The sequence below is a fragment of the Pseudoalteromonas sp. OOF1S-7 genome, from assembly GCF_022347765.1.
In the GTDB taxonomy this organism is placed as follows: Bacteria; Pseudomonadota; Gammaproteobacteria; order Enterobacterales; family Alteromonadaceae; genus Pseudoalteromonas.
This window is the reverse complement of sequence record NZ_JAKRFZ010000007.1, coordinates 55,832-70,671: the sequence shown is the minus strand read 5'-3', so window position 1 is coordinate 70,671 and position 14,840 is coordinate 55,832. Positions and strand designations below refer to the sequence as shown.

Here is a 14,840-nt window from a genome sequence, read left to right as displayed (position 1 = left end):
CACGCGGTGGGCGTGGATCAGGGGAACTCATGTTTAAAAAATCTACCTTAACCATGGCCATGCTGGCTGTGTTGCCTTTCTCTGTGCTGTCTGCGCAAGATATTGAACATATTACGATTACAGCGAACAAGTTTGAACAAGCCAGTATTGATACATTGACCTCTGTGGCAGTGGTTGAGCGTGCTGAAATTGAACGGGCTAATGTAAGGGACGTGCCGACTCTGCTCAATAACCTGGCTGGCATAGATGTGGTGCGCAGTGGCGGTTATGGTCAAAAAGCCAGCGTTTTTGTGCGTGGTGCTGCCACTAAGTATACCTTAGTACTGGTTGACGGCGTGCGGATCAGTGATGCCAATTCAGGTGATGTGTCTTTTACTAACTTACCGGTCAACAGCATCGAGCGCATTGAAGTACTCAAAGGTGCACGCGCAGCCATATACGGCTCAGACGCGGTGGCCGGGGTGATCAACATTATTACCCGTGAACAGAAGGGCCATCAACTGGCACTGACTTCGGGCAGCCGCAACTATGGTGGTGCTCAGTTGGCTGGCCAATTTGAGGCAGATAAGCTGACAGTGAATTATCATTTTGGTTATGAAACCACAGATGGTTATGACGTGACGGCCAAAGATCCAGCAGCGCCAAGCACCAAAGAGCACGACAGTGATGCTTACGACAACACCAATATGGGCGTAAAACTGGGTTACGACCTGGCGCAGTACGGGCAACTTGCTCTATACGCACAGCGCAGTGAAGGAGAAGCGGATTACGACTCTTCATATGGCAATGATGCCTACAAGTTTGATAATTACACCACTAAGCTGGCCTGGCAGAAGCAATCGGATGTATTGATCCAGGAAGCTTCAATCAGCCTTGCGCAGGAGGAGAATACGCAGTTCCTGTCTGTTAAGCCTGAAAACGGAGCTCCACCGCCCGAGGATGTTTACAGTACTAAACGGGATGAGTTTGAGTATCGCGCTCGTTACAAAATGACACCATCACTGCAACTGATGGGCGGCGTGAGTCGCTTAAATGAAGACTTGTCTTCATCAAGTGCACAGTTCTCGATTGCTGAACGTGATAACACCGCCTTATTTGCCGCAGCTTTTTATGATCACAAGCGCTGGTTGCTGAATACGGTTGTACGCAGCGATGATTATGAGCATCATGGTCGCGCGAATACATACACCGCAGATGTGGGTTTCAGAGCTTCCGATATCGTGACTTTCCGGGTCAACCATGGGACTGCATTTCGCGCGCCCAGCCTGACCAATGCCTTTGTCAAAGACAGTCCCTGGTATCTGCCTAATACAGAGATAAAACCAGAAGAGGGCACTTATAATGAAGTGGGTGTCACGGTGGAGAGCACGAATGTACGTTATGATGTGGCCATTTTTGACAATCGTATCGACAACCTGATCAGCAATGAGTTTGACGCGCAAACTAATAAATACATTCCCGCCAATGTGGGGCGTGCGCACATGAAAGGGATTGAGCTCAGTGCGCAATTCTCGGCGCTGGGTCTGGAGCATGCAGCCAACCTAACATTACTGGACGCCAGAGACAAAGAAAAGCGGGAAGATTTGCCTCGTCGTCCGGGTACTGCCTTTAACTATGTACTGTCTAAGCAGTGGGACAAGTTGGATGTGAGACTGGCGATGCAATATCGAGATAAGCGTCCGTCGATCAGTTACTTTGATACCGACTTACCGTCTTATACCGTCTTTAATCTGAGTGCTAATTATCAGTTACTTGAGCCGATTGCGCTGACTCTGAGACTGGAAAATCTCACCGATAAAGAATACTTCAATTCGGTTGCCAGTAAAACGCTCGACGGCACTTTGTTACCTTATGAGCCGCCAGGCCGACAAATCTATGTGGGTAGTCGCATTACCTTCTAGATTGCAGGGGATATAAAAGGAGGCTGAGCCTCCTTTTTTATCTTAAGCGCTGAATTCATGTGTCGAGATGATCGGCAAACTTCTCAGCGAATGCGGCTAATTTGGGCGCTATCATCACGCTGCAGTAGCCTTGATTGGGGTTGCTGGTGTAGTAATCCTGATGATACTGTTCAGCAGGGTAAAAGTGCGTATGAGCCGTCACTTCGGTCACTATCGGTGCACTCAGGGTGGGGGCTAACGCATCAATATGTTGGTGCGTCAATGAGCGTTGTTCATCGCCATGGTAAAACACTACGCTGCGATACTGAGTACCAATGTCGTTGCCCTGACGGTTCAGCTGGGTGGGATCATGCAGCGCAAAAAACATCTCGAGTAGCATTGAGAAGTCGACCTGTTGGCTGTCAAAGGTAAGCTGAACCACTTCGGCATGGCCACTTTGACCGGTACAGATCTGCTCATAAGTCGGGTTATCAGTGTGGCCGCCGGCATAACCAGAGGCCACTTGCGTGACGCCTTTGACTCTGCGAAAGGCGGCGTCGATACACCAAAAACAGCCGCCACCAAAAGTGGCAATTTGCTGGCTCATTATTAAATCTCCCGTTCCTGTTGTGTTTGCGGGTGGGCATCGTGCTGCTCAAGCAACTTGTCGCTGGTTGCCTGAGGTGACTGCGTACGCTTTGCGAGCATGGCGTAGGCGCAGGGGATTACAAACAGCGTCAAAATGGTTGCGACACTGACCCCGGCAAACACCACCACCCCTATTACCATACGGCTCTCTGAGCCTGGACCCGAGGCCAGAACCAGAGGAATGGCACTCATTACCGTCGTCAGCGAGGTCATGATAATGGGTCTGAGTCGCTGTACCGCAGCATCGATAATGGCCTGCTCAAATGCCACGCCCTTGTCCCTGAGCTGGTTAGCAAACTCAACGATCAAGATGCCGTTTTTGGCACTGAGGCCGATCAACATGACTATTCCGATCTGACTGTAGATATTCAGCGAGCTGTCGGTGGCATACAGGCCAAACATGGCGCCGACCAGGCCAAGTGGCACGGTCAGCATGATCACCAGTGGGTGAACAAAGCTCTCAAATTGGGCCGCCAATACCAAAAATGTTACTGTCAGGGCCAGAATAAACACATAGGTCATGGCCGACGCGCCTTCGTAAAATAGCTGAGATTCGCCTTTATAGTCGATGGCACCGTCAATGTCATTTTCTTCCGCTGCAACCTGGTTAAGGAAATCCAGCGCCTGTTCCAGCGTATAGCCCGGCGCCAGGTTGGCTGTGATGGTGATCGCCCGCATTCGATTGTAGCGATTTAAACGCGACGCAGTGGCTTCTTCGCGAATGGTGATAAGGCTGTCCAGCGGCACCAATTGATCACTGCGTGAGGTGACATAAATATCGGCGATGTCGTGTGGTGCACTGAAATCGGCTTTGGTGCCTTTGAGGATCACATCATACTCTTCACCGCGATCAATGAAGGTCGTCACACGGCGCTGGCCCAGCATGGTTTCTAGGGTGCGGCCAATGTCGCTGACAGACACACCGAGATCGGCGGCCTTGAGCTTATCTATGCTGATCAAAAATTGCGGGAAGGTTTCTTTATAATCATGGTCGAGCCTGACCAGTCCCTGATTGGCGCGGGCACGGGTTAAAATGCGATCCCGCCAGTCGACTAATTCGTCGTAGTCATTACCTTGCAGAACGAATTCGATAGGACGGGACTGGCCGCCTCCGCCGATTCCACGGCGCATGATGGCAAAGGCACGTACATCGGTCACTTCTCGCATTTGACCACTGATCTCGCCCATGACTTCCCAGGTTGAACGTTTACGTTCATCCCAGTCCGGCATACCTATAATGGCGACACCACCCCGACCACCCCAGCCAGGTACCCGCACCAGCACCCGGCTCAGTTCTTCTTTTTCGACGTAAGGTAGCAGACGTTGCTCAATCTCAGCCATATTAGCCGCGTTATTTTCATAGCTGGCTCCCTCTGGGCCATTCATCATAATAAAGAAGGTGCCCCGGTCTTCTTTGGGGGTCAGCTCTGAGGGAATTTGCTGGAACAGCGCGTAGCTGGCGAAGCCAGCCAGCAAGAGGGTTAGCAGCAAGCTGTAGCGTCGAGTGATGTTGTCGCTAATCACATTACGATAGGCAGATTCCAGACGACCAAACTGACGCTCCATCCACTGAGAAAATTGACTCTCTTTGTTGCTGGCTTTCAGCACTTTAGAGCACAGTGCAGGTGACAGGGTCAGTGCTGTAATGCTGGAGAAGATCACCGCTGCACTGACGGCCAGTGCAAACTCAGTAAACAAAGCGCCAATGCGGCCTTCCATAAACACCAGAGGCACAAAAACGGCAACCAGTACTAATGTGGTGGCGATGATGGCAAAGCCGACCTCGCGTGCGCCCCGATAGGCGGCGAGCAGACGCGGTTCCCCCAGTTCGATGCGGCGATGAATGTTTTCAAGCATGACAATGGCATCATCCACGACCAGACCGATAGCAAGGACCAGTGCCAGCAGGGTAAGCAAGTTAATGGAATACCCCATGGCGAATAAAAAGGTAAAAGTGGCAATCAGCGCAATCGGCACGGTGATGGCCGGGATCAGAGTGGCACGGATGTTACCGAGGAACAAGAAAATCACCAGTACCACCAGCCCCATGGCAATACCCAGGGTGCGGTACACTTCTACGATCGACTCGCGAATAAATATGGATGAATCATAGCTATCCTGAATGGTGGTGCCATCTGGCAGATTACGCTTGATTTTTTCCAGCTCTTTGCGTGCATTGTCGACCACATCCAGGGTGTTGGCTTTAGCTTGCTTAACAATACCCAGGCCTATCATGTTTTTGCCATTGCCGCGGAAGGTACTTTCCACATCGGCCGCTTCCAGACGTACATCGGCAACCTCGCCCAGGCGCACCAGATAACCCTGTGCACCGCGCTTGATAACCAGGTTATTGAAATCTTGCTGGGTTTTGTAGCTGCGTGCAATACGCACGGCAAAGTCCCGATCTAATGATTCAATTTCACCGGCCGGCAGCTCGACATTTTCGTTACGCAGTACCTGCTCAATGTCGCTGGCAGTAATGTCACGCGCAGCCATAGCGCGGCGATCCAGCCAGATCTTCATGGCATATTTGCGCTCGCCACCGATACGAACGTTTGATACACCATCAACCACTGCCAGTCTGTCGACGATAAAGCGCTGGGCGTAATCCGATAGTTGCAGGGTGTCCATGGTTTCACTGTTCAATACAAACCAGGCTATCGGGCTTTCATCACTGTTTGATTTAGACACCTCAGGTGGGCGAACTTGTTCTGGAAGTCGGTCCAGTGCCCGCGATACCCGCTCTCGCACGTCGTTGGCAGCGGCGTCGATATTACGATCAATGTTGAATTCTATGGTGATGTTAGAACGCCCGTTACGACTTGATGAGGTGATACTTTTGATCCCTTCAATGCCCGAAATACGATTTTCCAGCACCTGCGTGATTTTGGTCTCAACCACTTCGGCAGACGCACCAGTGTAATCGGTACTGACGCTGACGATTGGGGTTTCAATGTCGGGATATTCACGCAGCGGTAGCATGGTAAACGCAACCAAACCAAAGGTTAGTAGCAAGAGATTGATAACAATAGCAAAAACGGGCCGCTTTACGGCTGTATCGGTGATCCGCACAATCTACCCCTTAACCACAACGGCACTGCCGTTACGAATTTTGGTGGTGCCTTCGGTGATCACTTGCTGACCCACAGACAGTCCATCGACGGCAACCCAGCCCTGGAAGCGAGACAATACGTTCACCTGCTGTTGTTTTGCCTTACCTTCATTGATGGTGTAGATGAAATGTTTATCCTGTCTTGGGATCAGGCTTTTCTCCGGCACCATGAGGGCATTTAGCTCACCCAAAAAGAGTGAAACGTGCAAAAGCATACCGGGTCTGAGCAGGTCTTGTGGGTTGTCGAAGCTTGCTGTGACACGAACGCTGCGGGTGGCGTCATCAATACGTGGATCGATATGGGTGATGATGCCATCAAACGTTTGATCCGGATACGCATCGCTGGAGACCGAGGCACGCATTTTGAGCTGAAGTTGTGCGAGGTACTTTTCAGGCACCTGAAAGTCTACCTTGATGATACTGATGTCATCCAGCGTGGCCAATACACTGTTATTATCAACAAAGCTGCCAACTGACACCAGGCGCTGACCGAGTATGCCATCGAACGGCGCGTAAATGGCCATTTCGGCAAGTTTGGTGCGTGCCGTTTGCAACTGGATCTCCAGCGCATCAACAACAGCGTGCTGGCTATCCAGCTGAGAGCGTGCGGCAGATTGGGTTTTGGCCAGTTCTGTCAGGCGTTTAAGCTGGCGTTGTTGTTCTTTGAGATTGACTTCTAATTCTTGTACCGCCAGCTGCTCTTTAAGATCTTGTAGCTGGGCGAGTTTATCACCCCGTTTGACTCTGTCACCATCATCAAAGTACAAGCTGCTCACATAGTCACTTTGTGCACTGGTGATATTCAGGGCATGATTGGCACGGGCTGATCCTATCGCGTTAATGGTGATAGCTCGGCTTTGTTTTTCTATGGTGACCGCAGCGACTTGGGTCGGCGCGCCGGAAAATGTCTTACTGTTACCATTGCTGGCAGGTAAATAGAGATAGCCGCAAAGTGCAATAAGCACTAAAATTATAAAAGGAAAGAGGGCTTTACCCGATTGACTGGCGCGCATAATTGATTCTCGTTGACTGCGGGGCTTTAGTGTACAAAAATTCCAAATAGAGCAAATCGTCGAACGTCCTGTATATTTGTGCGTTAACCGAAAAGTGAGTAAACAGGTGCATTAAATGTTGAAGTTTGTACCCAAAAATTAAGGCATTATGAAAAAGCTTAAGCCATGCCCAAGATGTTTGAAAATACGTAAAATGGTGTTCTGGGGGATCATTATGTACGGTTTTTATTTGTGGTTTTATAGTTATGCTTGAACCGGTCAGACTGCGTGCGTCAGCCAATCGCCACAGCATAGAGTTTATGCTGGTTGGTGCAATAGCGCTGATGGTCATCATGGTGTTTGTCACCTTACGGGCAACGCCCATTTCGTTACTTGAAATTGCACTGGCGAGTGCCGCGATTGTTGCGATTATGCTGGGCTTTCTGAAAAGCCAGCAACCTTATTATAGTATTGAAATGACCCCCGAGCAGCTGGTTTACCATCACCAGTTTGGTGAATTGCTCTTAGAGCATGACAATTTTCACTCCAGTGGGGTGCCAAGTGTCACTCAAGGAGTTGAAACGCTTGAGTTAAATGTTGTAGGTATTAAACTAAAGGATATTGATGTATTTTTATCCCATCTGACTCCCAGGTTAGCTGGAAAATTACTGATAGAACAGCGGAATATTTTTTTACAAGCTGTTAAAATACATTGTAGTAGTGGCAATTGCCCATCAGAATGGTTGATAGAAGAGGCGAGTTACACCTCACCGAATGGTCAGCCTTACTCTGGATTAATGGCGATGTTCGCAAATCGGATGCAGAACTTTAAGACATTGACAGGCTACGACTTAATGTTGCCTGCCAATGTACTCGACAGGGATATCTGGCAATTTGCCACTGTCATGAATCGTTGGAAGTTAACACCCGAAGAGGTGGTCAAAAACTTGCATAGTGAGTTGGCTGCCTCAGCAATGAAGTAACAGGATAAATACATGAGCTTTGATAAAGCTTTTATTAAAAGTGGTCGTAACACCATTATCCATAAAGAAAAAAAGCTCGATTTAGTGATCGTGAATGGAGAAAATCACCCAAAAATCAAGGTGACTCCTACGGGGTTGGTACCGTTTAAAGAGGAACTGCCAAGAAACCGTCGCGAAGCAAAAGAGCGTTACTTAGAGGTAGTTCACGTGGCCAGCGTGGATGTGTTCGGTGAAGTAAAGAGGCTGTTGTTTATTCAGGCGCTTGATGGGCGCGAATACAAGGTAGATTACAGTAAAGTAGGCACAAAGTTATTTGTTCGGATCCACCAGGATAGTTACCTCTAAACTTTTCACAATTCATCACACCCGCACGCCGGACAGGGATAAGCCTTGTCTGCCGTGCTCAATCCCCTGGCAAAATCACAACTAGTTTGTTGGCAGTCAATACTGTACTGCACAACGAATAAGTAACTTTTTAGGAGTTACCATGCTGAAGAAATCAGTACTGGCTCTGGGCCTTGCGAGTGTGTTGAGTGCTTGTGGCGGCGGCTCTGATGGTGATGAGAGCCCGACTATCAGTGTTAGTGTTAATGCCGGCCCGGACATCCGGGTGAATGAAAAAAGCGAATTTACGCTTAAACCCCTGGGCTCGCCATCTGGTGGGGTTTTTAGCTGGCAAGTGATATCGGGACCTGAGGTTGAGGGCTTTCCGCAAGAAGGCGAGGAGCTGGCAGTAACGGCACCGGATGTTAAGGGTGACAGCAAGATTGAACTTAAGGTTAGCTATACGGCGCCTGATGGTTCGTCGGCCAGTGATACGCTGATCGTCAATGTAATTTCTGTTAACTTGTTACCCAGTGCCAAAATATCGCAAATAGCACCTGAAGAAGGGACCGCCAAATATGCAGATACCATCACTCTGTCTGCGGCCGAGTCCAGTGATAACGATGAGAATGGCAGTATCGTTGCCTACCAGTGGAAGATGCTAGATGGACCAGCCACGGTAACGGCGCAGCGCACCGATCAGGTGACACTGAGCTTTGTGCACCCTTTATTGGAATCCGCCGATACAATCGAGTGGCAGCTGACGGTCACTGATGATGAAGGTGCCAGCGCAACGTCAACAAAACAACTCTCTTTGGTTGCCAATGATCAACTGGTGCTGGCCAATGCCGGCACCGATCAGCAAGTTCAGGAGCTGGACACGGTTACCCTTGATGCCAGCAGCAGTGTGACCGTTGATGGTCAGTTTGCCTGCCTGTGGGAACAGGTGAGCAATGGCAGTGCCGTTACACTGGCAGATGAACAGGCGTGTAAAACCACCTTTATGGCGCCGTTAAAAAGTGGCAATCAAGCCACTTCAATCGACTTTAAAGTGACAGTGACCGACAGTGCACAGCGTACCGGTTCGGACTCGGTGAATATCGAAATTTTGCCCAAACCGCTTGGCAAGCTGAATGATACTGGCACTACTAAATGCTACAACAACAGCTCGGAGATAAGCTGTGGTAATAGCGATTTTCCCGGGCAAGACGCGGAACTGGGGCGGGATGCGGTTGTACAATTTTTACCCAAAAGTGGTCAGGGTAATCAAGCGTTTGACTTTACTAAGTTCAGTGAGGAATTTGAACCGCTGACGGTGGATGCGACAGACTTTAGCTGTGTACTGGATAACGTGACCGGCCTGATCTGGGAAGTCAAAGAAGCGACGGCGGGAGTATTACCTAATACCAGCACACGCAATGCGCAAAATCATTACACCTGGTATCTTATAGAAGGCGCGAATGTCGATCCGGGAGCGCCCAACTCGACCTGTCCGCAGAATACCCATTGTGGCGTGCAAGCATTAATCGACGCGGTCAATGCGGCCAGTTTCTGTGGCGGCAATAACTGGCGCTTACCAACCTATATGGAGCTGGCTAACTTGCTGGATCATAACAGCAATGGAGACTATTTACTCGACCCTGATTATTTTCCTAATGTACCGGCAGAGGCATTGCTGGGACATCAGTATTACTGGACCACGCAAACCAGTGTTGACGGAACCGATGGTAAAGACGCGAATTTGGTCAGGGCGCTGGTCATTGATATGAAAACGGGCAATGACGTCACACGCAACAAATCGCAGACTGCCTATGTCAGGCTGGTCCGCCGTTATGGGGAGGATGACTAATGAACACTGTGACTCTATTCATCGTTGCACTGGGTGCTTTGAGTGTTAGCGCTGTGGTCAATGCGTCGCAAATTTGTGCTTCATCGGGGCCGGTGCCCGATACGACGCCCGAGGATCAGTTTGTCGTTAACTCAGATGGCACTGTCTGCGACAAGCAAACCAACCTGATGTGGCAGCGCTGCACATTTGGTCAGGTATACAATAGCGACAAGGACAGCTGCGACAACGTAGCGCAGGAACTGAGCTGGCAACAGGCACTGCAAACTGCCAATGCTCAGGAGTTTGCCGGCTACAGTGACTGGCATTTGCCCAATGTAAAGGAGTTGGCCAGTATCGTTGAGCACCGCTGTGTGAAACCATCCATCAATGAGACTATCTTTTTTGCTACGCTGGAAAAAAACTACTGGTCCAGCACCACGGTAGAAGGGACGCCATCGAATGCCTGGCTGTTTTCTTTTGGCGATGGCAAAGTCAGTAATGTATTTAACAAAAGTTCCCAGGCGTATGTCAGACTCGCACGCTATGCGTTCTGTGAATAACATTAACGTATGAACTGATCAGGTTTACTGCTGTTAGGCGCAAAAATTGGCCAGTCCCGCCGCAAACGGGTGGGTTGGCCTCATTAAATTTGCTACGCTCACTCTATCTTAAGGTGGAGGTAGCACGTGTTCTGTGTACGCATAATACAATTCCTTTTACTATCCGTGTTGTGGCTGATGGCAGCCCCCCTTCAGGCTGCCGGAAAATGTGATGTTGAGCTGGGCCATGGCCTGATCATCACAGACTCGGTGATCCGGATTGTCGACAAGAACCAGACCCGGGTTCAGATTAACAATGATAATCAACTATTGATAAAGGGTAAGTGGATCCAGTTGAGTGATCAGGATACCCAATTATTGAATGAGTATGCACTTGGGATCCGTGATACGGTTCCTGAGTTGGTTAACCTGGCAACGGATGGCGTGAACCTGGGGTTGAGTGCCATAGAGCAGGTGGTTGAGGGAATGTCAGATAACGACCCAGAGGTGCTAAAAACTCAGTTGCAATATGTAGAACGGGCTTTGATGGACAAGTTTAAGCGCGGTGAAGACTTCTATTTCATTGCCCCGCAGTCACTGTCAAAAATAGATGACTTTTTTACTAAGGAGATCAGTGAGCGGATCCATTCTGCGGTGCACGGCTCTCTGGGTGCCATTCTGGTGTCGGTGGGTGATGCATTTAAAGCCCGGGAAGGTAATATCGAAGACCGTTTCAGCGATATGGGTCAGCGCATGGAGATCATCTCTCGTGAAATAGATAAATCGCTGAAAAAGAAGGCCTATCAGCTGGAAGAAAAAGCCGATGAATACTGCGAGTGTCTCAATGCGCTGGATAAAACCGAAACCCGACTGCAAAGCATTGTGCCTAGTCTGGCGGCATACGACTTGGTTCAGATCCGTTAAACCCATACCAGTCTTTGGCATTGGCATAACTGAGCCGGTGCCACAGTGGTGCATCTTCGCGGCACAGTGACAGATATTGCTGCCATATTGCTTCATAGCTATGCTGGATCAGGCATACCGGGTGGTTGGAGGCAAACATCACTCGCTTACGACCAAATAAGGCCAGCAGGCGATTGAGCTGTGTCTGCAAGGGCTGCGGGTGGTCCAGCAACTCATGCCCAGAAAATTTGATGGCGCAATTTGGTTGTGCTGCCAGCATGGCCGCATTGTCCTGCCAGTCATCATGCTGACCTACCAGACCGCTATGGTTGAGCATAATTCGCAACTGCGGCAGCTGCTGCGTGATGTGACACAGGTGCTTCACAATATTATGCTGCGACAGCTCAAATTGGGCTTCAAAATGTAAGCCACACTCACTGAGGTAAGCCAAGTTCTCGGTGACCTGAGGGCTTTGCAGGCGAGTGGCATCCTGACCTTCGGTAATGTCGCGAATGGCAACCAGGCTGGGATGGCGCAGTGCATCTAACTGAGCGCGGAATTGTGCAGCCGGCGCATCAATTTGGGCGTAGCTCACTGCTTTGTAACGCGAAGCTGGTAATATCTCTGCCAGCCATGTCAGTTCACGTCGGGGCTGGTCATTATCAAATCCCGCTTCAATATGTACGCACCCTTCAAGGGTAAAGCCGCTCTGATCCAGCAGCGCATCGGGCAAATGGTCCTGACGGATCTGCTCGAGATTAGGCCAGGCTGGCGGGTTGTGCTTCAGCCAGTGATATTGACCCTTTTGCAGCGAAAAAAAATGAAGGTGAGGGTCGATAATCTTGTTCATCGTGCTGTATACCCGCCATCTATGGTTTGCAAACTGCCGGTAATAAAGCTGGCGTCGGGACCCAGTAAAAATGTGACCAGAGCGGCCACTTCATCTGCCCGGCCGAGCCGACCCAAAGGTTGTAATGCTGCTTCTTCAGTGACAATGGCATGTTTATCTGCACCGCTTTTTTCACAGTAGCGGTCGATAGCCTGATGAAACAGGGGGGTTTCTATGGTCCCTGGACATACAGCGTTGGCGCGAATGTTGTAACTGGCATAATCCAAAGCGGTGGTTTTGGCCATTGATGCGAGCGCGGTTTTTGTCAGGTTATAGGCAAAGGAGTTGGGTTTACCAACCAGCGCCTGATCGGATGAAATCAAGACAATACTGCCATCGCGTTGTGTTTTCATCGTTGGTAATACTGCCTGGATGGCACTGTATGCGCCTTTGACGTTCAGGGCAAAAAGCTGGTCCAGGGTGTCTTCATCGGTGTCCTCTATGGTGGCACTGAGGTGCTTTCCTGCATTGGACACCAGCGCATCAATACGCCCTGTGGTGGCAAGGATGTCAGCGATGGTGCTGCGCACTGCATCGACGTCGCTGACATCACAGTGACGATACTCACCCTGTGGTGCGTTTTGAAGGTCCAGATTAAAAACCTGATAATCCTGATTGAGCAGACGTTCGACAATGGCTTTACCAATGCCGACGCTGCCACCGGTTACAATGGCAACTTTTTGCATGTGTATTCCTTAATGGTTGTGACCGCAACCGCCTTCAGCATGAACGTGGCCGTGTGCCACTTCATCCGCCGTCGCTTCGCGTACAGACAGGATCTCGATGTCGAAGGTCAGTGTTTTACCTGCAAATGGATGATTTAAATCGCAATCGGCATTGAAACGGCCCACTTTGATAATTTGCACCTGATGACGGCCCTGGTTAGATTCAACGATGGCGGTCATACCCGGTTTCCAGACCTTGTTGTTGCCCAATCCTTGCAGGTGTTTGATTGGGATACGCTGAGTCAGTCCTTCCTGGTATTCGCCGTAGGCGTCTTTTGGCTCCAGAGTCAGGGAGATTTTATCGCCTGTTGTTTTGCCTTCTAGTCCGGCTTCCAGTCCAGGTAACATGCCTTCGGCGCCGTGCAGGTAGATCAGTGCATCTTGTCCGGTGCTGGTTTCCAGCTGTTCACCCGCTTCACTCAGGGTGTAGTGGAATTCAACCACAGTGTTTTTTGCGATCTGCATAGTAATCTCTTTATTTTCGTAGTGTTGTCGTGACAGGCATTCTACGGATCGCTTTTCGGCTTGACCAGTGTTTTTAATTCATTGAGGTAATCTTTAGCGGCTCCCGCTGCGGCCCCAGCAGGCGGTGTCGGAGGTGCCTCTACCGGCAAATGAAGGAGCAGTGTATCGCCGGGAGAGAGCAGGCTTTGCGTGGTCAGCTGATTCCAGTCGAGCAGGTCCTTCATAGGTACTTGATATTGGCGGCTGATTGCCCATAGAGAATCGCCATCTTGGATCACATGATGTTTTTCATAGGTGGCAACTTTAGCCGGACGCTGTTGTTGCAGGTAGGGGCTGATCTCATAGTCGACAGTGAGGTCATCTTTAGCATGTGCTCTGTGGATCAGCAGAGTCTCGCCAACCCGGATCAAGTCGCGGGTTTTGTTATTCAGCTGTTTTAATTGCGCCACGCTGGTGTTGTGGCGTCTGGCGATACCATACAAGGTGTCATTGAGCTTAACCTGGTAGTGGGTACTAAACTGACGACGGTAGAAGTCGGTGGCAAATAATTGCTGCTGATCCATAGGTAACAGGGCCTTGAACGGTCCATTGGACGGGCTTTGATGGCGTAAGTAACCAGGATTAAGCTGGTGCAGCCGCTGCTTATCAATGTTGAGCAGCGCGGCCAGAATACCGAAATTAAAAGGCTGTCCTACATCCAGTACCGTCGTTTGCGCTTCGTTCGCTAAACTGGGGCGTTGCAGGCCGGTCTGGGGATGCTGCAGCAGGTAGCTTAATGCTAGTAGTTTGGGTACATAATCGGCGGTTTCTCTGGGCAGCTTCAGATGCCAGAAGTGGCTACTGAGGCTGTGCTTTTGGTTGTACCTAATAGCGGCTTTGACTCGTCCCTCACCGCTGTTATAGGCTGCCAGTGCGTGCAACCAGTTACCCTTAAATCTTTGTCGCAGATATTGCAGGTAGTCGAGTGCCGCGTCGGTCGCTGCCAGTACATCCTGACGACCATCATACCAGTCATTGCTCTTCAATCCGAAGTGATAAGCGGTCGCATCGACCAGTTGCCAGACCCCTACAGCGCCCTGGGAAGAGCGGGCGGTGGGGCGAAAATCACTTTCCACAAAGGGCAGTAAAACCAGCTCCATGGGCAGTTTACGTTGTTCTACTTTTTTGACTATGTGGTAGAGGTAGGGGGCTGCCCGTTCATTCACGCTTAACAGGTAGTTGGGTTGCGACAGATACCACGCCACGCGCTTTTGCAACCGGGCATTAGGCGTGATGTCAAAGCTCAGGTTAGCCGCAATATATTGCCACAGATCCTGATATTGTTGTGGCTGCTCGGTGATTGCCGGTAAGGGGGCTGAGACTGCTGATGGTACAGGTGTCGCAGGCGGTGATTCTTCGACTTGCAGATTTAAGGCCGCTGTTATCTCCACTGGGGTTGCATGCCTGGGCGTAGCGCTGATACATGCGCTCAGTACCACTGAACACAACACGATGACACCGCAGCGTAACGAACTCAATACGCGCCACCAAGACATAAAAAACCGACCAGAGA

General features: G+C 50.2%; 13 protein-coding genes. 6 read left to right on the top strand and 7 right to left on the bottom strand.

The annotated features are described in order from the left end of the window. Positions 1-29: 29 nt before the first annotated feature. Complete coding sequence (locus MHN33_RS11960; RefSeq protein WP_239398213.1) at positions 30-1,901, top strand: TonB-dependent receptor; 1,872 nt, start codon at positions 30-32, stop codon at positions 1,899-1,901. Positions 1,902-1,956: 55 nt separating this feature from the next. Here the strand turns inward: MHN33_RS11960 and msrA are convergent, their stop codons facing one another. From msrA to MHN33_RS11945, 3 genes are read right to left on the bottom strand one after another with little or no spacing between them, the layout of a single operon-like run. Beyond that, a complete protein-coding gene (gene msrA, locus MHN33_RS11955; RefSeq protein ID WP_239398212.1) occupies positions 1,957-2,487 on the bottom strand; it encodes a peptide-methionine (S)-S-oxide reductase MsrA in 531 nt (176 codons plus the stop codon). Between the two features lie 2 nt (positions 2,488-2,489). Beyond that, complete coding sequence (locus tag MHN33_RS11950) at positions 2,490-5,600, bottom strand: efflux RND transporter permease subunit (RefSeq protein WP_239398211.1); 3,111 nt, start codon at positions 5,598-5,600, stop codon at positions 2,490-2,492. Positions 5,601-5,603: 3 nt separating this feature from the next. Next, on the bottom strand, positions 5,604-6,653 hold the full coding sequence (locus MHN33_RS11945) for an efflux RND transporter periplasmic adaptor subunit (protein ID WP_239398210.1): 1,050 nt from the start codon (positions 6,651-6,653) through the stop codon (positions 5,604-5,606). Between the two features lie 245 nt (positions 6,654-6,898). Between MHN33_RS11945 and MHN33_RS11940 the strand changes: the two genes are divergently transcribed. From MHN33_RS11940 to MHN33_RS11920, 5 genes are all read left to right on the top strand, one after another. Beyond that, positions 6,899-7,615 carry a DUF2982 domain-containing protein gene (locus MHN33_RS11940; protein ID WP_239398209.1) on the top strand — a complete coding sequence of 239 codons (717 nt, stop codon included), beginning with the start codon at positions 6,899-6,901 and terminating at the stop codon, positions 7,613-7,615. Between the two features lie 12 nt (positions 7,616-7,627). Continuing rightward, on the top strand, positions 7,628-7,960 hold the full coding sequence (locus MHN33_RS11935; protein ID WP_239398208.1) for a hypothetical protein: 333 nt from the start codon (positions 7,628-7,630) through the stop codon (positions 7,958-7,960). A gap of 142 nt (positions 7,961-8,102) precedes the next feature. Continuing rightward, a complete protein-coding gene (locus MHN33_RS11930; RefSeq protein ID WP_239398207.1) occupies positions 8,103-9,788 on the top strand; it encodes a DUF1566 domain-containing protein in 1,686 nt (561 codons plus the stop codon). Beyond that, positions 9,788-10,327: a DUF1566 domain-containing protein gene (locus MHN33_RS11925; RefSeq protein WP_239398206.1), complete on the top strand. Its 540-nt coding sequence runs from the start codon at positions 9,788-9,790 to the stop codon at positions 10,325-10,327. The genes MHN33_RS11930 and MHN33_RS11925 overlap by 1 nt, the downstream gene beginning before the upstream one ends. A 177-nt stretch (positions 10,328-10,504) precedes the next feature. After that, a complete protein-coding gene (locus tag MHN33_RS11920; protein ID WP_239398205.1) occupies positions 10,505-11,230 on the top strand; it encodes a YggN family protein in 726 nt (241 codons plus the stop codon). On the opposite strand, the gene MHN33_RS11915 is transcribed toward MHN33_RS11920, so the two are convergent. Genes MHN33_RS11915 through MHN33_RS11900 form a run of 4 tightly spaced genes read right to left on the bottom strand, consistent with a single transcriptional unit; the run spans position 11,193 to position 14,823 of the window. Next, positions 11,193-12,059, bottom strand: coding sequence for an amidohydrolase family protein (locus tag MHN33_RS11915; protein WP_239398204.1), 867 nt, complete (start codon positions 12,057-12,059; stop codon positions 11,193-11,195). The genes MHN33_RS11920 and MHN33_RS11915 overlap by 38 nt on opposite strands. Then, entirely contained in the window at positions 12,056-12,784 is a 729-nt protein-coding gene (locus MHN33_RS11910) for an SDR family oxidoreductase (protein ID WP_239398203.1), read from the bottom strand. Before MHN33_RS11910 ends, MHN33_RS11915 begins: the two co-directional genes overlap by 4 nt. Positions 12,785-12,793: 9 nt before the next feature. Beyond that, entirely contained in the window at positions 12,794-13,288 is a 495-nt protein-coding gene (locus MHN33_RS11905; protein WP_239398202.1) for a peptidylprolyl isomerase, read from the bottom strand. A 41-nt stretch (positions 13,289-13,329) separates the two neighbouring features. Beyond that, positions 13,330-14,823 (bottom strand): LysM peptidoglycan-binding domain-containing protein, encoded by a 1,494-nt coding sequence (locus MHN33_RS11900; RefSeq protein ID WP_239398201.1) that lies wholly within the window; start codon positions 14,821-14,823, stop codon positions 13,330-13,332. Between the last annotated feature and the right edge of the window lie 17 nt (positions 14,824-14,840).

Coding starts and splice junctions, on each gene's coding strand:
- MHN33_RS11960 (WP_239398213.1), top strand. CDS start 30: ATGTTTAAAAAATCTACCTTAACCATGGCCATGCTGGCTGTGTTGCCT.
- msrA (WP_239398212.1), bottom strand. CDS start 2,487: ATGAGCCAGCAAATTGCCACTTTTGGTGGCGGCTGTTTTTGGTGTATC.
- MHN33_RS11945 (WP_239398210.1), bottom strand. CDS start 6,653: ATGCGCGCCAGTCAATCGGGTAAAGCCCTCTTTCCTTTTATAATTTTA.
- MHN33_RS11940 (WP_239398209.1), top strand. CDS start 6,899: ATGCTTGAACCGGTCAGACTGCGTGCGTCAGCCAATCGCCACAGCATA.
- MHN33_RS11935 (WP_239398208.1), top strand. CDS start 7,628: ATGAGCTTTGATAAAGCTTTTATTAAAAGTGGTCGTAACACCATTATC.
- MHN33_RS11930 (WP_239398207.1), top strand. CDS start 8,103: ATGCTGAAGAAATCAGTACTGGCTCTGGGCCTTGCGAGTGTGTTGAGT.
- MHN33_RS11925 (WP_239398206.1), top strand. CDS start 9,788: ATGAACACTGTGACTCTATTCATCGTTGCACTGGGTGCTTTGAGTGTT.
- MHN33_RS11920 (WP_239398205.1), top strand. CDS start 10,505: ATGGCAGCCCCCCTTCAGGCTGCCGGAAAATGTGATGTTGAGCTGGGC.
- MHN33_RS11915 (WP_239398204.1), bottom strand. CDS start 12,059: ATGAACAAGATTATCGACCCTCACCTTCATTTTTTTTCGCTGCAAAAG.
- MHN33_RS11910 (WP_239398203.1), bottom strand. CDS start 12,784: ATGCAAAAAGTTGCCATTGTAACCGGTGGCAGCGTCGGCATTGGTAAA.
- MHN33_RS11905 (WP_239398202.1), bottom strand. CDS start 13,288: ATGCAGATCGCAAAAAACACTGTGGTTGAATTCCACTACACCCTGAGT.
- MHN33_RS11900 (WP_239398201.1), bottom strand. CDS start 14,823: ATGTCTTGGTGGCGCGTATTGAGTTCGTTACGCTGCGGTGTCATCGTG.